We start from the raw sequence: 24,337 nt of genomic DNA, 5'->3' as shown, positions 1-24,337 counted from the left end.
GACTCACAGGCGATACCGATACACTATTTGCTCACAGCTTAAGTGTATCGGTTTTTTTACATAAAATAAAGCGAACAGATGATTAACTTTGATATGCATCCGTATTAGCGGGTGCTTTTTTATACATAAAATTAAACTTGAAAGAAGGTGGTGAGGTCGTGTGAGTAGGAAATTAACAGTTAAGCAGAAAAACTTTGCGGATAATTACATAGAAAGCGGAAATGCTAGCAAAGCATATCAACTTGCGGGCTATAAAGCGACCGGCAATTCGGCAGAGTCTTCAGCGAGTCAATTATTAAGAAATCCAAAGGTTAAATCCTACATTGACAAGCGTTTGAAGCAAATTGAATCAGATAAGATCGCCGACCTTACGGAAGCCTTACAAGGGATCACAGCAATTGCTCGTGGTGAGGCGCTAGAACCAGTTGTAACCGTTAATCCATTAACGGGCAAACCACAAGTAACAACCGTTCCAAGCAAGCAGTCAACCAGATTAGCGGCGTGGAAAGAGATCATCAAACGGTATCCTAACTCAGATGAATTCGCCGAAACTGAATTGCGGATTAAAAAGGCTAACGCTCGAATCAGTGAAGCAAAGGCAAAACTGCTTGAAGATAACGGTGCTGACGTAGAACAAGTTATTGATTCCGTGCTTGATATGATCACAAAAGGGAATGCTAATGGCACTTAGTGATTACTTTAACCCGAAACAGTTAGAAGTCATCAATGATTATCTGACAAAGGATTTTGGAATGATGATTCTATCGGGCGCTGTACGATCAGGAAAAACGTTCGTGGATAATTGGCTATTTGTAATGGAATTACGGCGAGTTAGTAAGCTAGCAAAGGAACGTGGTGAAAAGCACCCGCAAGTAATATTAGCTGGCTACTCGTCTAACACCATTCACGATAATGTGATCGCCTCAATTGAGAATCAGATGGGGTTAGAACTTAAACCTGACCGGCACGGACACTATCACTTGTACAACGTTGATATTGTCCCCGCCTATACCGGTAATTCACGAGGAATGAGTGCAATTCGTGGTATGACCAGTTACAGTGCGTACGTTAATGAGGCGTCACTATCAACGCCGGAAGCCTTCCAAGAAATCATCAACCGTTGCTCGGTTAAAGGAGCACATATCATATGCGATACAAATCCGGATAACCCGCAACATTGGCTTAAGACTGATTACATTGAAAACGATAATCCAGAAACCAAGCTGTTGTATTACAATTTCACAATCGATGACAATACCCGGCTTGATCCAGGTTATGTATCTCGCTTAAAGGCGGCAACACCAAGTGGGATGTTTTACGACCGTATGATTAGGGGCTTGTGGGTTTCTGGTGATGGCGTTGTCTATGCGGATTTTGACAAGGACAAGATGTTAATCAACCCCGATCACATTCCAAGCGACCTCCATTACTATTGTGGGGTTGACTGGGGGTTTGAGCACTTAGGATCGATCACCTTATGGGGCGATGATCAACAAGGTAATACCTACTTGATCAAGGAAATCACTGCTCAACACAAGTTCATCGATTACTGGGTTAAGCAAGCTAAGCAGATCCAAGACCAATATGGCAAGAACATAATCTTCTACGTTGATTCGGCCCGCCCTGATAATTACCAAGAGTTTGTTTCGGCAGGAATCAGAACAGTTAACGCCAAAAAGGACCGCATGGCGGGGGTTGAAGCCGTTGCTGAACTCATGAAGCAAGGCCTGTTCTACGTGAACCAAGATGGCTATGACCAATTCCTGGATGAAATCTACCAGTATATCTGGGATGAACATACGGGAGAACCAATCAAAGAACATGACCACGTAATGGATAGCATGCGCTACGCAATATTTAACGAACATAAGAAACGACTCACGACTACGATCAAGAGCCGTTTCTTTTAATTTGGAAGGAGGTATTACATGGCTAACAATCCATCGGTTAACGGTAGCTCGAACGTCTTTGTGACTGAACAGGGCGTTTACCTAACTACCGAGAAAGAATTAACCTCGCAAGACTTGATGGTCTTGATCAATGACAATCAATCACGAAATGTTGACCGCAAACGAAACCACGATCTGTACGTTGGTAATCATGATATTTACAATCTACCAATTGATCCAGAATCAGCCCGGCCGGATAACCGGATTGTCTCGAATTGGGCCAATTACGTTGTTGACACGTACGTTGGTTACTTTATGGGTAAGGTGCCAACAATTAAGCTAGACGATGACACACGAGACGAGAAGCTCCAAGATTGGCTTAACTCGGAATCTTTTGGTGACAAGCTAACGGAATTAGCTAAGTCAGTCGCAATCTACGGGAAGTCCTATTTAATGGCTTACCAGGACGAACAGGCCAACACGCGAGTGTCTCAAGTAACGCCTAATTCAGGGTTTATGGTCTATGATACATCCGTTAATCGAAAGCCAATCGCTTTTGTTAGATATGACTACTTGGCAGAACAGCTAAGCGGTGAGATCTACACGGACAACACGATCACGTATTTCGGCCAAAACGGGGTTTTTGAAGACACGACCAATCATCTATTTGGTGCAGTGCCAGCGGTTGAGTTAATGGCTAACAACGATCGCTTAAGTGTTGTTGATAAGATCTACGACTTGGTCAATGCTTATGACGCTGCGCTAAGTCAGAAAGCTAACCAGGTTGAATACTTTGATAACGCCTATCTCAAGATTATGGGAGCCACCTTACCAAGTGATGACGATGGTAATCCAATTCTCAACCTTGCAAGAGATCACGTGCTATACACGCCGAACGTTGATCAAGGAGCTGACGTTAGCTTCTTATCTAAGCCTGACGCCGACACAATGCAGGAAAACCTTCTTAAGCGATTGAAGGACGACATCTTCCAAACCTCGATGGTGGTTAATCTTAATGATGAATCATTCGGTACGTCAGCAAGTGGTGTTTCGATCCAGTACAAGCTCATGAGCATGCAGAATCAAGCGGCAGTTGAGGAGCGTAAGTTCACACAAGCCTTGCGGAATCTATTAGGAACGATCCTAAGTCTTGGTACCATTGTTGGCTCGGTTGATAGCCGAACGATTAAGCAAGACCTATCATTCCAGTTCATTCGTAATTTACCGCTGGATATTTCAGGTGAGGCTGACACCGCAAGCAAGCTTAACGGGCTTGTTTCGAAGGAGACCCAACTATCCACGTTATCGATTGTTCCTGATCCGAAGAAGGAAATTAAGCAGATGCAAGACGAACAGAATGACCAGGTTAAAAACAGCCTAGCGAACGTTCCGAGCGCAACCGATTTCCTCAAGGGCGATGACAAGGAAGTGAAGGCCGATGACGAAGAAACCACCGAAAAGTAAACAGAATGAAGTGTACTGGCAAGCCCGCGAGGAAGCCGAAAAGCAATACATTCTGAATCAGCTTGCAAGCGACGATGAATTCAACAAGATACTTGAGGCCCGCTTCAATCGCACCTTATCAGAGCTTGAGGATAAGATTACAGCCGATCTAGCTAGACTATCAAAGAACAATAAGATCAGCTATCAGGAAGCCCAACAGGCCGTCAGAACAGCCGATATTAAGCAATTAGGGGCGGAAGCAAAGACTATCGTTGCTAAGGCTCATGCAACCGGTGATCCATCCCTTGAAGCTGAGGTAGCGGCAAGGCTACGGCTATACAATGCCACCATGCGTATTAACCGCTTAGAGATGATCAAGGCTAAGATTGGTCAAGAGATGGTCGGGTTAGGAATAGATGTTAACCAAGACGTTCTTAACAAGCTAACCGATGACTACCAAGCCGAGATCAGACGGCAAGCAGGGATCCTATCTGATTCAGTTGCTTCTCCGAATGCACTGCGCACTAAGACGGCCCTTCAGCACGTTTACGCTCAGACTAACAGTGCTACGTTTAGCAACCGGATTTGGCACAATATGGACGTTCTCAAGGCCAAGCTCGACATGGAATTATCTAACGTTGTCTTGACTGGGAAAAACGTCCAAGACGTGGCACGAGAGATCCGACCGTTAGTTAACAAGAACGTAACCGAAAGCCGATACGTGGCCGAACGATTGGCAAGAACGGAATCAGCCCGAATCCAAAACGAGGCCAAGATTGATAGCTTCAAGCGTAACGGTTACGATTACTGCCGTTGGCACGCCGAACCAAAAGCGTGTGTTGAGTGTGCTAATATTGCTCGTGCGGATAACGGCTGGGGACAAGGTGTTTACAAGGTAAGCGATGTTCCATACTTACCGGTTCATCCCAATTGTCGGTGTTCACTGAGTGCTTACTGGGTGGATAATCAGGCCGTAAGTGAGGATAAAACTTATCTAAATGCAACTCCTAGTTATGTAGCGGATCATCGTATGCCGGTTCAAAGCAAACCACTATCAGTAATTGCTAAAACTGCTAATGGAAAAGTAATTAGATATCGACTTTTTGATAAGAATGGGAATGTGAAAACGGATATTGATACAACTAATCACGGCAATGCAAAACAGCATCCAATTGTCCCACATTCTCATCGATTTACGGTTGAAGATGGTATAATTACAAATAGAAGTAAAGGTAGGAAGCTAACTCAACAAGAAAAAGATTACATTGAAAGGTGGGATGAAAAATGAAAGTGCCACTATCCGATTTAAAAGAAGTAATGGGATACAATGGCGAAATAGAGCTTTTCTATAAAGACGACCGTGCGTTGCTAGAACCTGACTACAGAGGTAAATGGAATCTATCTTTTTCATCTAACCCGGATAAGGTTATGAAATTCGATGGGTATGATGATGTGACTAAGTATGATTACAACGGTCACTCGTTGTTCGATGGATTGGTTGACTATTATCTATCGTGATTAGGTAATTTTATTCATAATTGGCGAGAATACCCCCACTTCGACAAGTGGGGGATGAATCGCCTCCTTAAAGCACGATAGTGCTTTTTCTTTTGCACTATGGTATATTTAGTATATGTTAAAGGATCGTGGTGATAACAATAGAATTAGATAGAAATCAGCACTCAGTATATCTACTCAATTATCATTTAGTAATGGTTGTTAAATATCGTCAAAAAATCGCCAACCAACGGTTGGATCAGTTACAAAAGTTCACAACCAAGTTAGTTAAACAATATGACATAATTGTGCTAGAGAAACTTAACATTAAGGGTATGTTGAAAAATCATAAACTAGCTCGAGCGATTACCAACGCTAGTTGGTCTAAGCTAGTTAGTATCTTGCAGTATAAATGTGATTGGTACGGTAAAAAACTCATTCAGGTTAATCCAGCATATACTAGTCAAATCTGTATTAACTGTGGGAAAAGCAACCATCGGTTAGGTTTAGATAAATCGGAATGGCTAGACGTTCGTGAATGGGATTGTCCCAACTGCGGGACCCACCTAGATCGCGATATCAATGCAGCTCAAGTAATTCTGAAAAAGGGGTTAGCTACCCAATAATTAAGCTATTTAGGCCTAGGACGGGCCTTGGTCAATAGTCGTAACCTCTGCTCGAAAGTTCACTTAGAACCGGTAGAGTAAGTATGCGATGTTCCCAGAATCTCCCACTTCAAGCGTCAAGCCGTAGGCTTAGCTAAGTGGGAGTAGTTCAAGAGTAATAATGACTACTTCACCGTTGCTTATAAGATTTTGAAATATCTCCAGTATTGCTACGAGAACGGGCTTGGCCCTGATCCCAACATCTTACAAGCAAGAACATTCGCAATTAGTAACCACCAGTTCTACCAGACCTTATCGATGCTGACGGACGATGGTTACATCAAAGGGTTAACCAGAACCTCAACGAAATCTGGTGATATCTGGACTGGATTAGATCAATTATCGATTACCAGTTCAGGTTTACAGTATTTAGCAGAAAATAACATGATGAAGAAAGCCTGCAAGACCTTCAAAGAGGTCCGAGATTGGCTTCCATTCGTCTAATCAAGCGACTATCTAACGGTAGCCGCTTTTATTTTGGCCTTTTTGACTTGCGTTGCAGGCCTAAAAGAACAAGCTCGGAATTTACAGTCCACCGGACTATAAACGAGGTATTGAAATGGCTGAAGATAACAACAAGCAGAATCTGACTGACACTACTAACGATCAAGAACCACAAACGGACCCTAAGGTAGACAAACAATCAACTCAACAGCCGGCTCCAGAACCGAAAAAACAAACGGAAAAGACGTTTACTCAAGAAGAAGTAGATAAGATCGTGATGGATCGTTTGAATCGTGAGAAAGCTAAGCAGAAAGCCGAACTTGAGAAGCTAAAACATGACCAAGAAGAAGCCGAAAAGCTTAAGAAGATGAACGCTGACGAGAAGGCAAAGTATCAGTTAGAGAAAGCTCAATCAGACGCCGAACAAGCGCAGGCTGAACTTGCACGTTACAAAATGCGGGATGAAGCCCGGCGCTTGTTGGTTGAAGGTGGCTTTCCTCCAGAGGAAAGCGACATCGACATGGTCGTGACTGACAAGGCTGAGAGTACTCAAGCTAACGTTAAGGCTTTGTTAGACATGAAGAAGCGGATGGCCGAACAAACACGGAATGAATTGTTAAAGGGCCGGACGCCTCAAACTGGAAGTAACAGTCAGCAAGTACAACCACAAAAGGATCGTAGCCAGATGAGTTACGAAGAAATGCAACGAGCAATGGAAGCTCAAGGTTTAATTTAGAAAGGAGCCATCTATAATGGCAAAACGTGACGCAAGTTCAAGCAACAAGACGTTATTCAGTGACACTGTTAACCCGCAAGTATTAACTCAAATGGTCAGTGCTCAATTGGCAAAGGCTAACGTGTTCTCCTCAATCGCACCAGTTGATGCTACCTTACAAGGCAAGCCAGGTGACACGGTGACTGTTCCAAAGTGGGAATTCACGGGATCTGCTAAGGAGGTTGCCGAAGGTGCTCAAATCGACTTCGATTCGCTTTCTTACAAGACTCAAACCGCTAAGATCAAGAAGGCTGTTTCTGCCTTTGCAATCACTGACGAAGCGCAGTTAAGCGGTTACGGCGATTCTAAGACGGAAGCGGCACATCAAATGGCCTTAGCAATCGAAACTAAGCTTGACGATGATATTTTGGCGACTGCTTTAACTGCTCCTCTTACGGTATCTGTAACGCCTGACAAGGTAGACGTTATCGATGCCTTAGAAGATGCCTTTGCTGGTGCAACCAACGCCGTTGAAGGATCTACTTACCCTCAACAAGGGGTATTGTATGTATCTTACAAGGACGCGGCAGCATTACGTAAGGCGGCCGGCCAAGACTGGACGCGTGCTTCCGATCTGGGTGACAATATCCTAGTTAATGGCGCATTCGGCGAACTGCTGGGCTGGGAAATCGTACGGACTGCTAAACTCAACAAGGGACAAGCAATCGCTGTTAAGCCTGGCGCCCTCAAGACCTACATCAAGGAATTACCAATCGTTGAAGTATGGCGTGACCAAGACCATCAGATTGACAAGTCTTCCACGACTGAATACTACGCAATTGCGATCGCTAACGATGCGCTGGTAGCTCAAATTGGTGGCACCGCTTCTGCAGCTTCGACTGGTAGGTAGGTGTGATTAAATGAGTGTTGACTTGACTAATCTTAAGACGTTGATTGGATTGAGTGCGGGTAATGACAAGTTCGACGACGTGCTTAGTTTAATCAACGACAACACACGGCTTCAATTGCTGTTTAAATTGGGTTTAAGCGTTGATGATGACGTCCCTAAGGAATTATCCTTCATCGGCCTTGAAGTGGCTGTAAAGCGTTATAACAGGCTTAAAAACGAAGGTATGGCTTCCTACACTCAAGAGGGCGAATCAATCTCGTTCAACTCGAATGACTTTGACGAATTCAGCGATGATATCGAAGAATACCGCAAGCGACATAATAAGTCGGTTCTAACGACCGTTGATCCATTTAGGAAGCGGGTGTCAGAATGAGGTTTGATTCGATTGTTAAGTTCTATACCAACGCGACTAGCGCCCGGTACGTTCCGGGTAAAGGCTATGACTCGACCGTTAAACTAGTTGGCGACCTACCGGCTAATGTGACGGACGTTGGAATCCACCGTAGCGTGTCAGATTTTGGCAAGATCACAACGGGTAATAAGATTATTCGGACGATGGAACCGGTCGGTAAAGATTGGGACTACTGTTTGATCGATGATGACCAACACAAGTACATCCCGGTTACTGATCGCTCACCACTCAAACTGACTACTTACCTAGTGGGGAGGTCGCAATCATGAGTATTGAATTTGATGGCTTGGAACAATTAAGCCGGGATTTACAAGAGCACGCTCGGCTTGAGGATGTTAAAACAGTTGTAAAGCAAAGCGGGGCCGAATTAAATGACGCCACGATTAGTAACATGAGTACGGTTTACGTCAAAGGTTACTCTAAGCAAAACAACAAGAATAACACAAAGCTCGAACTCACAAATGGGAACTTGACCGCTGAACAGACTACCGAGACCGACCACATTTACTACAACGAATATGGCACTCGATTTATGGAAGCTGAACCAGCGATTAAGCCAGCCTTTGAACAGGTTAGCCCTAAATTTATCCAGCGACTGCGTAAACTAGCGGGAGGTTAATATGTCTCCTGATTTAGAACTATTTGATTATCTATTTAGCAAGTGTCTTGAGATCACGCAAGAGACCTACGACTACTTGCCAGCAGAAAATGATCCAAGTTATTCTTACCCCTTTATTCACGTTGGCAACGTGACTGAGAACGGAGCAGTGACTAAGACCAGTCATTCTGCCTCATTCTCGATCGTTATTGACGTATGGGGAACAAGAGAACAACGGCGAGAGGTGGCTAGCTTAGCTGATAAGGTCTATTGGCTGGGCGGTTACCCCTTTGAAACGGATAACCACAAGTTTTATTGCCGGTTAGATGATCAACAGAAACAAATAATGATTGATAACAGCGTTGCTAACACGGTTTATGTTCGTGGGATGGTGACGCTTAGATTCTACCTAGAGGAGGAAAAGTAAATGGCAAAATCTCTTAAAGGGGTTAACACCGTTGTCGCTGTTCGCCGACTTACAGAAGCGGGCACCAGCAAGGGTTATGTAATTCCTTTCCAAACAGACGGGGACTTCACGCTTAGTCGTGATTCTGATTCCGATACGACTAAGTCAGGGACGATCACGTCAGCAAAGGGCCTGGAAGTAGATTTCACTTTCACGACCTACGACTCAGACGATCCGGTTTTGGACGTCCTAGCTGATAGTCTGCGTCATCAAACAACCCTTGAATTTTGGCGGGTAAAGCTTGACCGCAAGAACTCGAAGGGGCAGGTTTACGCTGACTACATGCAAGGGGTAATCTCAAAGGACGATCAAAGCTCCGACCCTGAAAAGGCATCCGAACGTAAGTGGGAAACGGCAATTGATGGCGAACCACAAAGCGGGTATACCACACTCCCTGCTGACATCACTAGCGAATTAAGCTACATCTTCAGGGGCCTTGATGTATTTAGTAGTGAAAATAATGGGAATGGTGAAGCTTACGATATGAGTAAGATTGCCACTCCACAACCAACTACTAGTTCATCACAAGCTTCGGGATCTAAATAGGAGGCTGAATGATGAAATTAGAAATCAACGGTAAGACGTACGAATTGTATTTTGGAATGGCCTTTTTGCGCTTCATCAACGAGAAATATGGGATGATGCAACAAGGCGTTAACTTAGGCCTAGCTTTACAACGGCTATTACCAGGTGTGATTAATAATGATCTGGTGGCAATGGAAGATCTGATCTTTGCGTCCATCAAATCAAATGGTAAGTCCATTACTCAAGCTAAGTTAGATGCATACTTTGAAAGCTTAACGGCGGATGAGGTTAAGCAACTGCGGGAAGATCTAGTAACGGCCCTTAATGAAGCTAATACTACTCATGCCCCTTTAGCCCAGATTCTGGAAGCCGTCCAGGACGAAAACTAACCGTTGATCAACAATTCCGGGAGGTCGAACTCAATTCATACGCTTATCTTGATGTTAAGAGTAAGAATGAGTTCGGCCTTTTGACTTTATCTGAGTATTCGCTAAGACTTGAGGCTTTTCGAATGCGAGAGGCTCACGATCTAATGATGGCTAGCCAGGTCGCTATGATCAATCGGGGAGCAAAGGCTACGTCTAGCAATGGACGGCGCTATAAATTCAGTAAGCCCGATCAGTTATACGACTATCAGGATGCTATCGATCAAATTAGATCGTCGTTTGAAGAAGACTACGTCAGTCCTAACCAAACGATCGTCAACGGTTTAACCATCGATGAGATCATCAAGCGTCAGCACGAATGGCGCAGAATGCAATCTGCAAATAGCAGGGAAAGGAGGAAATAAATGGCAGATTACAGCATACAAGCGAAACTATCGGCGGTTGACCAGAACCTATCCTCAACCTTAGAATCCATTAGAAAACAGCTTGGCGATCTCAAGAGCTCATCAAATCAAGCTGGGACAACGGTTGATAACAATAACAACAAGAACCGGAATTCAACTGGGCTTCTCAACAATAGTTTTACTACGTTGGCTAGCTCGATTGGGGCGGTTGCGGTAGCTGGTAAGGCACTATCGGTTATTGGTGATTCGATTGGGTCAGCAATTAACCGGGTAGATACTCTTAACAAGTACCCTCAAGTTATGCAAGCGTTGGGTTACAGCACCAACGATGTTGCTAAGTCAGCAAAAACCCTTGATAACGGGATCAAAGGCTTACCAACAACACTTGATGGGATCACCGCAATTGCTCAACAGATGGCGCCCCTTACCGGGTCAGCCAACAAAGGGGCGCAAGCGGCAATTGCCCTTAATAACGCCTTTCTGGCAAGTTCGGCGTCTACTGCCGACACATCACGCGGTCTCCAACAATATACTCAGATGTTATCAACGGGGACCGTTGACTTGATGTCTTGGCGTACGTTGATGGAAACTATGCCAGTTTCATTGCGTAAGGTTGCCAACAGTTTTGGCTTAACCGGTAAGTCAGCAGAAACCGACTTGTACAACAAGCTGAAAAAGGGAGAGATTACCGTTGATCAGCTTAACGATAAATTCATTGAATTAAACAGCGGTACCAACGGTTTTGCTGAGCTTGCAAAGACCAACAGTAACGGGATCGCCACTAGTTTCACTAACATGAAGACGTCAGTAACTCGTGGAATTGCCAATATGATTCAAGCGTACAATAGCGCTGCTAAAGATAATGGTCTTCCAACGATCCAAGATATGATCACTCATGTTGGGGATGTTGCTAATTCAGTGTTTAAGAAACTTGCTCAGATCATCCCTCCAGTTGTTAAACAGTTTGGAAAACTAGCACCAGTCTTGAAGCCAATCATGCCGTTGATTGACACCTTAGCGGTGGCTTTCGTGGTCTTAGGTGCGGCGGCAATGATTGCCCCAACGTTGGTTCCAATTCTGACGTTATTCAAGATGTTAGGGCCTGCACTTATGGCACCAGTCAAATTGATTGGATCGCTAGGATCACGGCTTAGGTCGCTTATCCCGCTCGGAAAATCAACCAGCACCGCATTAAGCGAGGCAGGAAATGGTGCTAAGGCGTCAGGTGGGATGACGGAAGGCGCCGCCCGTAAGTGGACGACCATGTCAACCTCAATCTTGAAGGTTGGCGCCGCAATCGGGGTAGCTACCGCTGGGATTGCCTTATTGGTCTTCTCAGTAACACAATTAGCGGGTACTGGTAGTCAGGGTGTAATTGCCTTAACGGCCGTTACGGTGGCTGTCAGCACCTTAGCAGGCGTGTTTGCCTTATTGGGGCCACGACTTAACACCGCCACACCGGGAATGGTTGCTTTCGGAGCAACCGTACTAGCAATTGGCGCAAGTATCGGGATTGCCACCGCCGGGATTGGCTTAATGGTAACGGGCTTTGCCCAACTATTAACGGCAATCAATAACTTCAATGCGTCAACAGCTAAAATAACGGCAACGATGACGGCGCTTGGAACAGGTGCGGCGGCCTTTGTTGCTAGCTTTGTTCTTACGTTATCAAACGGGATAACTCAAATTCTTCCCGCGCTTATTAAGATCGGATCAGAATTGATTGCTGGGTTTACTCAGCTCATCCCTCAGATCACACAAGCGCTAATGCTGTTAGTTACCAACTTGATAACTGGCCTGACCACATTAATTCCTCAAATTACGCAAGCCGCATTAACGTTAATCACAACGTTCTTGCAACAGTTGGCGAACATGATGCCTCAGATTATCCAAGCTGGGGTAGAGTTAGTCGTCAACTTTATTAATGGGATTGCTCAAGGGCTACCGCAGATCATCGCGGCGGCCGTTAATCTGATTGGTCAATTTATCATCGGAATCACGCAAGCAATCCCTCAAATTGTTAATAATGGTATGCAAGCCGTCCTTAACTTTGTTTACGGGGTCGGTTATGCAATTGGCCAAGTACTTGGATCTGGGCGGAAAGTAATTAACGCCCTCTTGTCAGGGATCGCCGCTGGATTTGGCAAAGCAACCAGTCATGGTAAGACGGCTGGTAATAACGTTGCTAGCGGTGCACGTCAAGCAGTCGGAGCTATGGCAAACGCTGGTCGGACTATTATGCAAGGATTTCTTAACGGGCTACAATCCGCTTGGTCGTCCGTACAAAGTTTTGTATCAGGGATTGCTAGCTGGATTAAGGCTCACAAGGGGCCGATCAGCTACGACCGGCGCCTCTTAATACCAGCTGGTCAAGCGATCATGCAAGGGCTCAATAGTGGATTAACAACCGGCTTTGAAACCGTCCAGTCAACCGTTAGCGGAATGGCTGGTCAAATTGCCGGGCAGTTTAGTACCATCAACGATTTAACGGCCCAAAACATGAGCGCAAGTGTTAATGGTCAAATTAGTACGATCTCCTCCGTCAATGTCAGTCAGGACGAACGCGACTATCAAGGCGGAATTATGGGGATGATGGCGACCATCGCTAGCCGGTTAGACAACCTGGAAACTCATCCAGTTGTCACGGCGGACACGATGGCAACCATGAACGATTACCAAAACGGCCTAAATGCTAAGAACTACAGCATGCTCAAAGGCCGTTACTAATCTTTGAAGAAAGGAGGGAAACGATGAAAATCTGGTCTGATAAAGAAAAGCCTAAAGCATATGGCTTTGTTGGCCTAGATGAAGACCAGCCTAATAAGTTACCTTACGAACCAATCGAAGTAGCAATTAGTGACGATGGGAAGAATTGGCTATCGATGTTTGATGATGACGACCTAACCGGCGTCTATCTAGTTGATAGTCCGGCAGTAGCCAACCCGACAATCACAATGACCACTTCAACGTTCGGTCTTAACGATGGTACTAACGTGATATCGCAACGCTACGGGGAACGTGACGTGGAATTAACGTTCCACTATCAACGGGCAAGGGATTTGGCTGATAGCCGGCTAGCATTAGCAGAATTGCAACGGTTTTTCTCATCGCGGGCTCCTAAATGGTATGCCTTTAGCGACTATGGGATTAGAATGTACCGTTGCGTGCCAAAAGAATGGTCGATTAGTTCGATCTCGCCTCATGGTTTCATTGCTAAACTCACATTAACCGATGTAATCGGTCTTAGCCGGTCGATTGGCAACGTGTGTGATAGTGATGAGATTAAAGGTTTCGGTAACAACGAACGGCCCGCAAAACTCCAGTATAGTTTTACTGGTAATAGCTTTACGGTTACCAATATTGGTGATGTGGCAATCGATCCAGAACGGCGTGGTCATCCCTTGAACATTAGATTCGAAGGGTCAGCTAATAAGGATACGGAAATTGAGATCAAGAATGAGACCAACACGACCTCATTTAAGATTCTCAAGCATAGTAACGGCTGGTCAGGCGAGATCCTGTTAAATGGAGTGAACCCTTATCTTAACGGTAAACCAGATGGTATTAACACTAATCACGGTTGTATTTCGCTAGACGCTGGCGATAACAAGTTCAGTGTGACTGGGTTCAATGGTTCAATCTCGTTTGAGTTTCCCGTATGGTGGTTATCATGACAAGCTACATCAGATCATCAAGGGTTGTCATTAAGTCACGAGATGGCACGATGGAAGAACGGGTACCTTATGAAGACCTCCACGATAGTTTCAGTCGTGATTTTGAACTAGGCGGGACATGGAATGTTAGCTTTACAATTGTTTACCGCGAATCTAATAAGACGGTCTTTAACATGGCAAAGGAAAAGGCCTTTGTTGGTTACAATGGTGAGTGGTACGTGATCCAGCAAGTTAACCCCGAAATTAATGATGAGGGGAAGCTTACCAACAAGATCACGGCCAACCACCAGATTTTGGACCAGCTAAAGTCAATCCGTTATGACACGGACCCGGAAACAACTACCGTCACGACGTCAGGTTCAGCAACGACTACGGAAAACTCCAACGAACCCAAAAAGACGGAAGTCGAAACGCACACGTTAGATGAGATGTTATCTTTATTCTTTTCGTCGAAGGAAGAGTACCAGAAATACATTGAACTGGACGGTAACTTCAAAAAGTCGGACGCAAAAGCTAGTGATGGTACGGTCCTTGACTGGCTAAACCAAAACTTGTCTAGTTACGGTGGGGTGTTCTGGCCTCAAGGTAACAAACTGATCATCAAGACGTGGGACAAACTCAAACACACGGTTGATGTAGATTTCCGTTATATGTACAACACGACCGAATCCAAGATTAATGCGGACGTTAACTCATTAGTTAATGTTCGTAAGGTCTACGCTGGAAAGTGGGAACAAACCATTACTACCACGACCGAATCTATTGATTCATCGGGATCTGGGAGTGTATCTGGTGCTACTGGACAAGGTAATGATTTTTGGGCCTCTGCGATCAGGAATGCTGCTAACCTTATGGATGTAGCAATCGATGATAACGGTGTGGCTTTAGTCCAAGCTCAAATCAGGCTTGAATCTGGCGGAAACGAAACTATTACACAACAGATCTGGGATATCAACATGGCTAATGGGAACTCGGCACAAGGGCTCCTCCAGTTCATTCCATCTACATTCAACGCTTATGCAGTTGAGGGGCACAAGAATATTAAAAGCGGCTTTGATCAACTCTTAGCCGCTTTTAATATCCCTGATTTTTTATCACAAATTTCGGGCCGTTCTGGTTGGTCGCCACATGGTACTAAACGATCAAACACGATCATTAGGCAACAAACGACCAGTACTACCGCAACTCAAACAAAGTCAAAAGCTCAAGAAGTCATTGATTACGCCCGCCAATTTCTTGGCAAGCCGTATGTATGGGGTGGCCCGTCGGGGGATGGTATTCACGGTACCGATTGTTCGGGTTTGTGTAATTCCATCTACGCTCACTTCGGTATTAAGACCGGCGGACGGACAACGTGGGCCCTCAAATCGGGGGCTAGTCGGACAATTGGCCGGTCAGAAGTAACGACGGGTGACTTAGGGTTATGTAATAACGATGAGCACGTTGTCTTTGCACTTGATAACTCAAAGTTGATCCAGGAATCTAACTTCAACGAACCGTGTAATGAACGGGCAATTGCTGGTTACTACTATCCAATCACGTGGGTTCGCTACGATGATATGTACAATCTTGTAAAAGATGGTACCGGGTCAATCGGTACTGGGACTACTAGTTCATCAACCACCACAAAGACTTGGTATGAATACAAATTTACTTACCGAGACGAGGAATCAATCAAGAAATATGGTGAACAGTTAGGCGCTCCACTCAAACTGGACGCGGTCTATGATCTGAACGAGGCTAAGGCGGAAGCAAAAGCCGAAACAGAAAGTGAACCAACTGTAAGCCTTGATTTAACTACGATTACTCGATTTAATGGAAGTCGGCAAGATGGAACCAACCTAGTTGATGACTTTACAGTTAATCAAATTGGGCTTGATTTAGGAGCGGTGGTTCACGCCACCGTCAAGGAACAGAACGTGGATAGTGACGTTACCGTTGTTAAAATCAGCGGTAATGACGCTTGCTTTAATGACAACGCCGAGATCACTTATACGTTTAATTCCGCTAACAGCGCCCTCCACAACATTAACGAAAGTCTATATCTTGATATCCGATCATTAAACGTTAAACAAAGGTCAATCACTGATTGGCTAGATAATGATATGACCATCTCAACACATCAAGCTGATTGGATAGATAACATACTCAGGCATTAGAAAGGAGGTGGAGGTTTGGCAGGTAAATTAATCAATGCTAAACAGCTGGTTGATATTATTAAGAAAGTTGATGATAAAGCCACTAATGATAATCAATCCGTCGCTCAGATGGTCATTGATATGAAGAGTAAGATTGTTGACCCAGCAGTTAAAGCAGCTGATTCAACTGCCATTACTGTTGACAAGTTAGTCAAAGAATCATCTGTCATTAAGCAAGCGCAAGCTGCTACCAGTCAAGCTATCGATGAAGCCAAGCAAGGCGCTAACGATGCGATGAGCCGGGCTAAGAGCGCGTGGGACGTTGCAACAGACGCTAAAAGCGCCGTCACGGACTTTGATCCGCTCCTCAAGCAAGCGCAGTCAGATGCTAAGGCTGCCGGCAGTAGCGCAGCGGTGCTAAGGACTGACATGGACAAGGTGACGTCGCTAGTCAACGACCCGAAAACCGGGCTTAACGCGACTTACCAAACAGCGGCCGGCAACGCAACCACGATTAGCAACGTCAAGAGTGATGTTTACCAGCTGGAGACGGCCGCTACTGGCCTAACGTCACGTGTGGGCAATCTTGAGAGCAAGAGCGCCACACAGCAGACTGAGCTTAACCAAACCAAAGCGGCCATCGCGCTGAAGGCCGAGCAGGCCGATGTGGACACACTTAAAGGCAACGTCACGGGCTTACAAGCCGAGAGTACCACGCAAGCCAGCGAGATCAAAAACAAGGTTACCCGCTCCGATGTGACCGGCATGCTGACCGGTTATGCGACGCAAGAGTACACGCAGTCACTCGTCACGCAAAAAGCGGACGAATGGAACTTAAATATTAACAACGTCAAAAGTAGCCTAACTCAGTCTGTTACCAATCTTAACGCCAGCATTGACGGTATTAAGGCAGACGTCTACAACAAGGACGGCTCAAGCAAGGTCGTTCAGTTGTCAAACTTAATTGCTACTAAAGTATCAAGTGGCGACTATAACTCACAGATCACTCAGCTCAAGAACGACATCAATTTGCGCGTGCAGAAAGGTGGCTTGCTAAGCCAAATTAATCTTGAAGCCGGTCGGGCGTTGATTAAATCGGGTAACGTCGTGCTATCCGGTGACACCGTAACGTTTGATACGAAGGAAGCCTTTATTCCAGCGGCAGCGATAAGCAAATTGACTGCCGATGACATCTCAACCGGGACGCTTAAAGGGGTCAAAGTGGACTTCCGTAATAGCACTGGGACGGGGATGATCGCTGACGGATCAACGCTCACTTTTGACGTCAGCAATACGCCGGCTGGGGACTTGTCATACAACGGAATGCCAGTCGCTGAAATACCGGATGGTTCAGGTGGGAACGAGCTTGCGATTAGGTATGGACTAAGCACGGCAATCATCCCAAATGATAATAGTGAAGCTCAAGCCACTTTTAGCAAGGCGGCGCAAAAGATCGCCTATATGACCGGGACTGACCAAGGTAAGCAGATGTTATCTGGGCTAGAGGTGCATTCAAACAACCACCATTGGCTTGGCGCTGTGAACTCTGATGCTACGTATAACCGGCTAGAAATCAACAGCAATGATGGTGTCAACCTGACTTGGCACGACCAGACTCACTTCTGGATAAGCGATGGTAAGGCTAAACTGTATAAAGACTACAACGATAGCTCAACAGCTACTAAGCTAGAAATCCACGGCTGGGCATGGATTAATGGCTGGTGTGAAGCCGCCGGACACTCCACACACTCGACTTTATCCAGCAAGACCGACATTCGTGACTTTGACACAGCAGAAGCATTGAAGCTAATCGATGAAACCCGGTTAATGACTTTCCGCTACAAGAACGAGAAGGATAGCGGCGTACTGTACGACCACTATGGGCCAATCATCGATGACGTTCACGATGTGCTCAAGTACCAAATGCCGGAAGCCTTTATCTCACCAACCCGGACCGCCCGTGACGATAGTAATATTGTTGGGGCCTTAATGGGTGCCGTCCAGGAACTGCATAAACAAGTAAAGGAGCTACAGAAGAAAATTGGAACCACAAGTTGATTTAGGCAATGTAATCGCTCGGCTAGGCACTAAGATCGGCGAGTTAGAGACACGTAATGCCCTGCTGATCGCTCAAGTCGAAGCCTACCAAGCACAAGAAACCACTACTGAATCTATCGACAAAAAGGAGGAATAACTCATGGAATTTCAAATTAATCAATACGCATTCGTCTTTGAAGAAGGTAAAGTAATTGGCGCTCACGTGGGCTTCTACGCCCGGTACGATGCAGACGGCCAATCTTCCAACAACGTGGTGCTCGTCAAGGCGAGCGACTTACCGGAGGGCCAAACCTTCTTCACCACGTCTATGACGGACGTTCTGACGATCGCCAAGAAGAAGCTGGTGGACGCACTGAACGGTACTAAGACGGACACTACGCAACCACAAGCTCAAGTCTAAGGGGCAATCAGATGACTAAGCTTATCGTGCTCGGGGATTCAATTATGTGGGGCCTGACTGGTTTCGGGAGCAATCATCCCCGTGCCAATCCAACGATTCCACAGGCGATCGGGAACCAGCTTGGTTGGGAGATCGACAACGAGGCAATCAGTGGGACTAAATACGCTGACAACCGCGATGGTCAAGACTTTATCCCGCAGGTAAACAAGTTTAATTTCAAGAACTATAATGTGGTCTTGCTCGGCTATGGTATCAATGATTTTGACGACCAGCCATATGCGTCAACAACACAAGTCCAAGACGCGATGACTAAGGGCATCGCTAAGATCCGGTCAGATAACCCTTCAATCCATATTTATGTTGAGTTGCCAACACCGAGCTATGTCTACGGTGCTGATGATGGCGCGGTCAACGGTGGCGGTATCAGTCAGCGGACAATGTATGATGTAATCAAGCAGTGTGCTAAGGACAACCATTGTCCCGTCTATGACTGGCGCGACAATCCGCTGATCACATATGCAAACCGTAACCAGACGCTTGGTGATGGTCAGATCCATCCAGTGCAAGCAGTGCAAATGCAGATGGCTCAACGGTTAGCCACGTGGATTGCTGCAGAAGAAAAACAACAGCAACAACCTATCACGCCGAGCAAGCCAACCACGCCGAGTACACCGAGTGTACCATCAACGCCAGACATTGTTATACCAAATCCGGTTCCAACCCCCACTCCCACTCCCACACCAATACCTAAACCTAAGCCAGTTGAGGCCATCAGTCTTAACACTAACGTTGGTACTGGGAACTTTATTGATAACGTTAATGGCAATCTTAAAAAGATTTGGTCAGCGCTACAAAAAGTAAGTGGTGATGATGCAACTGATTTCCCGGTTAAGACTTACGACAGCTATTCGCGTGGATTACGTAAGTATCTGAGTAAATCAGTCAATACTATCATAACTTACGCTGAACGCGGTTTAGGATCAACGGAAACGGCTGATAGTAAAGGCCGGCTAGTGTCCGTGGAAGGATACACACTGACTAAATCACTACTGGTTAAAGACTTGGTTAACTCACTGAATGGCTGGTTTAGCGACTGTCAGATGGCGATTAATGCAATGCTTAAGAATTTATAGGAGATGATATTTTATGGCATCTACTACTTATGCCGGACACACATATACGCAAGTCGACACGACCTTTAACGGCGATGTGGCAGTCAAAATTGATGAGCTGTCGGGTCGCCAAGGGGATAACATGCGTTTGGTTTACCTGCAACTTGTCCAGACGAGTGGTGGTGTGACTACACCCTGGAATCTATCTAATCGTGGTGTTGAGCTCGGTGGTAAGGATTATCAAGGACGAGTTAAGCTGACCAATACGGCGACGGTTACTAATGCTGCTAAGGGTTTAATTATACTGTCAGTACCTAGTGCGTTTTATCAAACGGTTGGTGATTATCAGTCGGCCTACTTGCGGATTGTACAAGGTTCAACGGTAGTCTCAACAGTCAACGTAGCTTTCAGCGTCTATCAAGATGGGTTAGCATTGACAAGTGGCGAAAGCGTGACCTATATTGGCCAAATTAGCCAATTGGTAGCGCAAGCTAATGCTTTAGTTGACCCGCTTAAGACTAAAATTGAGAGTACATCAAGTGCAGCTGATGCGGTATCTACGGCGGTTAAAGCTTATCAAAACGAGATTGCATCAACTGGGGTTGCAAAGGTTGGCTCAAACAACACCTTTACGGGCAATCAAATGTTTGACCAAATCACGGCTAACTCGATTAGTGGGGACGCTTGGGGTAAGATTCAAGCTTTGGTTGATGGTAAGTTTAGTAATACTGGTAACTCCAGTAAGGGTATTGAGTACGTTAACGGCGCTAGTGGTGATTTGACTAAACAGCTTGTTCAAATTGGGCCAATTCATATGCTGGCAATTTCTGGTGGTATGCGGACACCGCGTGCACTTAAGCCGTGGGGTGAGCGGGTAGAAGTCGTTAGGTTCAGCGATTTAGACGGCGTTCAGAACCCGATGATGATGATGCGTGAGACCCCGGCTGACTTAGGGATTGTACTCTGGTATCAGATGAATGGATCAACACTGTCAATCCAGAATATCACGCAATCTGGTTCAACCGCCAATGCAAACTGGTACTTCCAGCTTAGTCAAATGTATATCTGGTAGGTGACATAAATGCGTAAACTAGACTATATTAATAGCCAAAATGATGAATATAAGTTTGGTGATACTTCAGCCGTCCTGACTTATACCGCGTTTGACGATGATACTAAGGTTGTACTGGCAGGAAAGACGCTGACGTTTAAGATTAAGGATGATACTGCCTATGTTGCCAGTGCTCCTGGACAACTCAATGGTGATGGTACGGTCAGCCTTAAAACAGCTGACATCAAAGATTTAACGCCGGGTACGTACTTTGTCGAGCTGTGGATCAGCGTTGATAATACGACTGCCATTTATCCGTCTAAGGGATTTGTATCCTTTACTATTAACGAGAGTACGCAGACGGTCACTAATAAGTATCGTTTCTTAACGCTGACCGAGTTGATCAACAATTTTAACAAAGCAGTTGCGGACGTCAAGGCCGGTCCAAAGGGTGTAGATGGCAAAGACGGCGCCACACCAACGATTGATAAGGCCACCAAGCATTGGCTGATCAACGGTACAGACACTGGCTGTATCGCTGAGGGTCTCACCGGTGCCCCAGGCAAGGATGGGATTAATGGGTCCGATGGTGCACCAGGTAAAGACGGCATCAGTCCTACAATTACGATCAACTCAGTTAAAACGCTTGAAGCTGGTCAGCCCGTTACAGTCACTAATTCTGGTGACAGTACTAATGTCAAACTTGATATTGCTATCCCACAGGGTGATCAAGGCAGACAGGGTATTCAAGGTGTACCAGGTGAGACAGCATTGTCACTTAAGCTGGGTACAGTTTCGACTGGTGATGTTGGTGCAATAACGAACGTGGGTACTGATTCTGCTCAAATTTGGAACGTAGTTTTGCCGAAAGCGAAGGACGGTAGGGATGCCACAATCACAATCGGCAAGATTGTTACTGGTACCACCGCTAGCGTAATTAACTCAGGTACGGCAACGAATGCGGTGCTTGACTTTACTCTCCCACAGCCTGATATGAGCAAATATATGCTTGCCGATGATGTCACTAAAAGTTTGGCACCTAAGGTAGATAAGTCCACGCTGTCCAGCTACTATACGGCGGCACAAGTTGACAGCTTGATTTCCAACAAAGCTGATGTATCAGCATTGGCGACCTATGCGTCTAAAGGTGATATCAATGCACTTATTGAGCGAGTAAAGAAACTAGAAATGTCAGTTACTAAGTCATGAAGCCGACTATACAAACGTAAACAAAAAAGCCCGCAGCATTAAACTGCGAGCAAACAAAAAGAGCGCCTATTAAGCGCCCCAACCGGTTCGGTAAGTGAGGAGCTACCTCAACACCGTTTTGCGCACCGGCCTTCTAATCATCATGTCTATATTATATCACATTCTATTTGTGATACAATATTTCTTGCGCACCGAGTGGGTAGCTCCCATTTAAACCGTGTGCACTGGGAGGTGACTCCTGTGGGACATTGGTTCCTTTTAATCGTCATCGTGCCTAATAAGCACGTTAAAAAATTAATTAAGCGACTGTTCAAGTAGCAACCGCCAGCGCTCATCAGTTTTAGATACTGATTGAGCGCTTTTTGTTTACCCAAAATTTTGGTGAGGAGGTGAGAAATGGATATGCATCGACCTTTCGGCTTTGACTGGGGAGAATGGGTAGCAATTTTTACTTTGATTGGGGTGATTGCTACTTACACCCGATCAAGTGTAAGTCGTACTGCACAAGACAGCTCTAGGGGTGATTTTCAGAAGTTATCAGAAGTTATTGAGGGGCTAAAGGAGACTATGATCAAGGTCAATATAACTCTTGACACGATTAAACGAGATCACGAAAAAGAAAGTCATCAACTAGAGATAATGCAGCAAGAAATTATGCAACACCGAGAATGGCTGTCAAATGATCATTTGCGCTTAAAGAATTTAGAGGAGAAGGATAAATGAAGGAAATTAATGATATTGCAGAATGGTTAATCCAATCTGGGGCGCTTGTAGCGCTCTTTTCTTTTGCTTGGAAGTACCTGAGACCGTACCTGGACGATAAGAAAGCCCACGCTAGCACCGAGCAATCAAAGGCACTATGGGCATTACTAGAGACGGTAGCGGACGCTTCGGTTTCTAGCCTGGTATCCAGTAACCAGACCGGTACCCAGAAGTTTGCTAGTGCCGTTAACAAAACGATGACGGTAATGGAAAAGCAGGGATACAAGGTTACCACTGAAACGGCTCAGACGGCTGTACAGGCGGCTTACGAGAAGTCGTCATTGACTGGTAAAGATAATAAGAAAGAAGAGGCAGTAGGCTAATGGTAAGCTATGACTTAGTGATGGACGTATCGTCCTATCAACCAGATACTCTGGAGTTTTTCCAGGCGGCAAAAAATGCCGGTGTAAAGGCTGTGATCGTTAAGCTGACGGAAGGATCTAATCCGGGTACGGCATATGTCAGTCCGAAGGCACAAGCCCAGATCAACAATGCAAAGGCGGTTGGGCTCAAGGTTCATGCCTACCACTTTGCCCAGTACGCTGGAACGACAGACGCTCAAGCAGAGGCCCAGTGGTTTATCCAGCAAGCTAAGCGGTTCAGTTTAGGCTCTGATTCCTACATGTTAGCGGACGTGGAAAGCCAATCCAACCGGAATCCGGCAATCAGTGACACTAATGCCTTCTTACAAGCCGTACAGGACGCAGGTTATTCGTTAGTTGGTGCTTACGGGATGGCATCCTGGTACTGGTCTGGACGCCTATCCACGTCAATTATGGGAATCAATTGGGTTGCTAACTATGGCTCTAGTCAACCAGGTGTTGATGATGTAGATATTTGGCAGTTCAGCTCCAAGTACAACATTCCAGGCTATGGTGGTGTGGATATGAGCTATGACTTCGAGGGCATTCTGACGGGCAATCAGCAAGCCGTATCGACTACTCCACAACCAGTAGTGAAGGAAGCAGTACCAGCTGCTGGTGAAGTCTGGACGGACGTACTTGGCGATAAGTGGCATAATGAGGATGGGGCCTTTACTAGTAACCAGGCCATCAACTTACGCTGGGGCGCTAAGACGACATCCGCCAAGATTACCACGCTTCCGGCTGGCTCAGTGGTTAAGTATGATGCTTGGTCCAACCATGATGGGTACGTGTGGATTCGTCAACCACGTGGTAACGGGCAGTACGCATATATGGTTGCTCGTGACGCCAAGACGAAGGAAGCCTTTGGGACTTTTAAATAATATGATATAATTAAGGAAGTTAGCACAGATGTAAACCTCTGTGCTATACAATTCCCCCGACTTGCTAAGCAGGCCGGGGGATTTTTTTGCGTTTCTTTTCAAATCGTCCAGAAACGTTGATGTGGCAGGCGTCTATTCTTTTCGCTTTCTTGTTAATCCAGATTGTGAAGGTAGCCCAAGTAGCCACCAGGTAGCTAAAATACCAAAGATCGATGACATATCATTGAATTGATTAGCCATCTTAACAGAGCGTAAACCAAGCCCTGACATAGCTTTAAGGCGATTGTGAACTAACGGTGATTTGTGGCGTTGATTCCGTGAACGGACTGGTAA

At 45.6% G+C, this 24,337-nt stretch carries 29 protein-coding genes and 1 pseudogene; 29 read left to right on the top strand and 1 reads right to left on the bottom strand.

The genetic code is table 11. From position 1 onward, the window contains the following. The first annotated feature begins 160 nt into the window (after positions 1 to 160). The 29 genes and pseudogenes from AOQ57_RS07490 to AOQ57_RS07360 all read left to right on the top strand — a co-directional run bounded on the left by AOQ57_RS07490 (position 161) and on the right by AOQ57_RS07360 (position 24,004). Positions 161 to 691, top strand: coding sequence for a terminase small subunit (locus AOQ57_RS07490; RefSeq protein ID WP_093626722.1), 531 nt, complete (start codon positions 161 to 163; stop codon positions 689 to 691). Further along, positions 681 to 1,910, top strand: coding sequence for a PBSX family phage terminase large subunit (locus AOQ57_RS07485; protein ID WP_093626720.1), 1,230 nt, complete (start codon positions 681 to 683; stop codon positions 1,908 to 1,910). The genes AOQ57_RS07490 and AOQ57_RS07485 overlap by 11 nt, the downstream gene beginning before the upstream one ends. Positions 1,911 to 1,928: 18 nt before the next feature. Then, positions 1,929 to 3,353 carry a phage portal protein gene (locus tag AOQ57_RS07480; RefSeq protein ID WP_093626718.1) on the top strand — a complete coding sequence of 475 codons (1,425 nt, stop codon included), beginning with the start codon at positions 1,929 to 1,931 and terminating at the stop codon, positions 3,351 to 3,353. Beyond that, entirely contained in the window at positions 3,328 to 4,620 is a 1,293-nt protein-coding gene (locus AOQ57_RS07475; protein WP_093626716.1) for a minor capsid protein, read from the top strand. Before AOQ57_RS07480 ends, AOQ57_RS07475 begins: the two co-directional genes overlap by 26 nt. After that, a complete protein-coding gene (locus AOQ57_RS07470) occupies positions 4,617 to 4,850 on the top strand; it encodes a hypothetical protein (RefSeq protein WP_093626714.1) in 234 nt (77 codons plus the stop codon). The genes AOQ57_RS07475 and AOQ57_RS07470 overlap by 4 nt, the downstream gene beginning before the upstream one ends. A gap of 134 nt (positions 4,851 to 4,984) precedes the next feature. Continuing rightward, positions 4,985 to 5,072, top strand: a pseudogene (locus AOQ57_RS08440) (IS200/IS605 family transposase); the annotation flags it as partial. After that, on the top strand, positions 5,045 to 5,455 hold the full coding sequence (locus tag AOQ57_RS07465) for an RNA-guided endonuclease InsQ/TnpB family protein (protein ID WP_439950846.1): 411 nt from the start codon (positions 5,045 to 5,047) through the stop codon (positions 5,453 to 5,455). The pseudogene AOQ57_RS08440 and the gene AOQ57_RS07465, both read left to right, overlap by 28 nt. A 189-nt stretch (positions 5,456 to 5,644) precedes the next feature. Continuing rightward, entirely contained in the window at positions 5,645 to 5,938 is a 294-nt protein-coding gene (locus AOQ57_RS07460) for a YjcQ family protein (RefSeq protein WP_235789032.1), read from the top strand. 115 nt (positions 5,939 to 6,053) lie between these two features. Beyond that, positions 6,054 to 6,674 (top strand): DUF4355 domain-containing protein, encoded by a 621-nt coding sequence (locus AOQ57_RS07455; protein ID WP_093626710.1) that lies wholly within the window; start codon positions 6,054 to 6,056, stop codon positions 6,672 to 6,674. A gap of 16 nt (positions 6,675 to 6,690) precedes the next feature. Then, entirely contained in the window at positions 6,691 to 7,563 is an 873-nt protein-coding gene (locus AOQ57_RS07450; RefSeq protein ID WP_093626708.1) for a phage major capsid protein, read from the top strand. A 10-nt stretch (positions 7,564 to 7,573) separates the two neighbouring features. After that, positions 7,574 to 7,936: a phage head-tail connector protein gene (locus tag AOQ57_RS07445; protein ID WP_093626706.1), complete on the top strand. Its 363-nt coding sequence runs from the start codon at positions 7,574 to 7,576 to the stop codon at positions 7,934 to 7,936. Beyond that, positions 7,933 to 8,244, top strand: a complete 312-nt coding sequence (locus AOQ57_RS07440; protein WP_093626704.1) for a hypothetical protein — start codon at positions 7,933 to 7,935, stop codon at positions 8,242 to 8,244. The genes AOQ57_RS07445 and AOQ57_RS07440 overlap by 4 nt, the downstream gene beginning before the upstream one ends. After that, entirely contained in the window at positions 8,241 to 8,594 is a 354-nt protein-coding gene (locus AOQ57_RS07435) for an HK97-gp10 family putative phage morphogenesis protein (protein WP_093626702.1), read from the top strand. Before AOQ57_RS07440 ends, AOQ57_RS07435 begins: the two co-directional genes overlap by 4 nt. Before the next feature lies 1 nt (position 8,595). Next, a complete protein-coding gene (locus AOQ57_RS07430; RefSeq protein WP_093626700.1) occupies positions 8,596 to 9,000 on the top strand; it encodes a hypothetical protein in 405 nt (134 codons plus the stop codon). After that, complete coding sequence (locus tag AOQ57_RS07425; protein WP_093626698.1) at positions 9,001 to 9,585, top strand: phage major tail protein, TP901-1 family; 585 nt, start codon at positions 9,001 to 9,003, stop codon at positions 9,583 to 9,585. Between the two features lie 11 nt (positions 9,586 to 9,596). After that, positions 9,597 to 9,953 (top strand): tail assembly chaperone, encoded by a 357-nt coding sequence (locus tag AOQ57_RS07420; RefSeq protein WP_157686491.1) that lies wholly within the window; start codon positions 9,597 to 9,599, stop codon positions 9,951 to 9,953. 122 nt (positions 9,954 to 10,075) lie between these two features. Continuing rightward, entirely contained in the window at positions 10,076 to 10,354 is a 279-nt protein-coding gene (locus AOQ57_RS07415) for a hypothetical protein (protein WP_093626694.1), read from the top strand. Next, positions 10,355 to 13,081, top strand: coding sequence for a tape measure protein (locus AOQ57_RS07410; RefSeq protein WP_093626692.1), 2,727 nt, complete (start codon positions 10,355 to 10,357; stop codon positions 13,079 to 13,081). It abuts the gene before it with no gap. Between the two features lie 23 nt (positions 13,082 to 13,104). Beyond that, on the top strand, positions 13,105 to 14,028 hold the full coding sequence (locus AOQ57_RS07405; RefSeq protein WP_093626690.1) for a phage tail family protein: 924 nt from the start codon (positions 13,105 to 13,107) through the stop codon (positions 14,026 to 14,028). Beyond that, a complete protein-coding gene (locus tag AOQ57_RS07400; RefSeq protein WP_093626688.1) occupies positions 14,013 to 16,187 on the top strand; it encodes an NlpC/P60 family protein in 2,175 nt (724 codons plus the stop codon). Before AOQ57_RS07405 ends, AOQ57_RS07400 begins: the two co-directional genes overlap by 16 nt. 15 nt (positions 16,188 to 16,202) lie before the next feature. Next, positions 16,203 to 18,224 carry a tail fiber domain-containing protein gene (locus AOQ57_RS07395; RefSeq protein ID WP_093626686.1) on the top strand — a complete coding sequence of 674 codons (2,022 nt, stop codon included), beginning with the start codon at positions 16,203 to 16,205 and terminating at the stop codon, positions 18,222 to 18,224. After that, a complete protein-coding gene (locus tag AOQ57_RS08200) occupies positions 18,208 to 18,360 on the top strand; it encodes a hypothetical protein (protein ID WP_157686489.1) in 153 nt (50 codons plus the stop codon). The genes AOQ57_RS07395 and AOQ57_RS08200 overlap by 17 nt, the downstream gene beginning before the upstream one ends. A 3-nt stretch (positions 18,361 to 18,363) precedes the next feature. Continuing rightward, positions 18,364 to 18,624 (top strand): hypothetical protein, encoded by a 261-nt coding sequence (locus AOQ57_RS07390; RefSeq protein ID WP_093626684.1) that lies wholly within the window; start codon positions 18,364 to 18,366, stop codon positions 18,622 to 18,624. A gap of 11 nt (positions 18,625 to 18,635) precedes the next feature. Beyond that, complete coding sequence (locus tag AOQ57_RS07385) at positions 18,636 to 19,757, top strand: SGNH/GDSL hydrolase family protein (protein ID WP_093626682.1); 1,122 nt, start codon at positions 18,636 to 18,638, stop codon at positions 19,755 to 19,757. Between the two features lie 13 nt (positions 19,758 to 19,770). Beyond that, positions 19,771 to 20,808, top strand: a complete 1,038-nt coding sequence (locus tag AOQ57_RS07380; RefSeq protein ID WP_093626680.1) for a BppU family phage baseplate upper protein — start codon at positions 19,771 to 19,773, stop codon at positions 20,806 to 20,808. A 9-nt stretch (positions 20,809 to 20,817) separates the two neighbouring features. Beyond that, a complete protein-coding gene (locus AOQ57_RS07375) occupies positions 20,818 to 21,996 on the top strand; it encodes a hypothetical protein (RefSeq protein ID WP_093626678.1) in 1,179 nt (392 codons plus the stop codon). A gap of 396 nt (positions 21,997 to 22,392) precedes the next feature. Continuing rightward, entirely contained in the window at positions 22,393 to 22,719 is a 327-nt protein-coding gene (locus tag AOQ57_RS07370; RefSeq protein ID WP_093626676.1) for a hypothetical protein, read from the top strand. Beyond that, entirely contained in the window at positions 22,716 to 23,081 is a 366-nt protein-coding gene (locus AOQ57_RS07365) for a phage holin, LLH family (protein WP_093626674.1), read from the top strand. Before AOQ57_RS07370 ends, AOQ57_RS07365 begins: the two co-directional genes overlap by 4 nt. After that, on the top strand, positions 23,081 to 24,004 hold the full coding sequence (locus AOQ57_RS07360; protein ID WP_093626672.1) for a GH25 family lysozyme: 924 nt from the start codon (positions 23,081 to 23,083) through the stop codon (positions 24,002 to 24,004). Before AOQ57_RS07365 ends, AOQ57_RS07360 begins: the two co-directional genes overlap by 1 nt. A 132-nt stretch (positions 24,005 to 24,136) precedes the next feature. Here the strand turns inward: AOQ57_RS07360 and AOQ57_RS08350 are convergent. Next, positions 24,137 to 24,337: hypothetical protein (locus AOQ57_RS08350; protein WP_235789031.1), on the bottom strand; the 201-nt coding region annotated here is incomplete at its 5' end.

Origin of the sequence: Limosilactobacillus gorillae, assembly GCF_001293735.1 — a bacterium.
In the GTDB taxonomy this organism is placed as follows: domain Bacteria; phylum Bacillota; class Bacilli; order Lactobacillales; family Lactobacillaceae; genus Limosilactobacillus; species Limosilactobacillus gorillae.
This window is presented reverse-complemented; position numbering and strand designations above follow the sequence as displayed.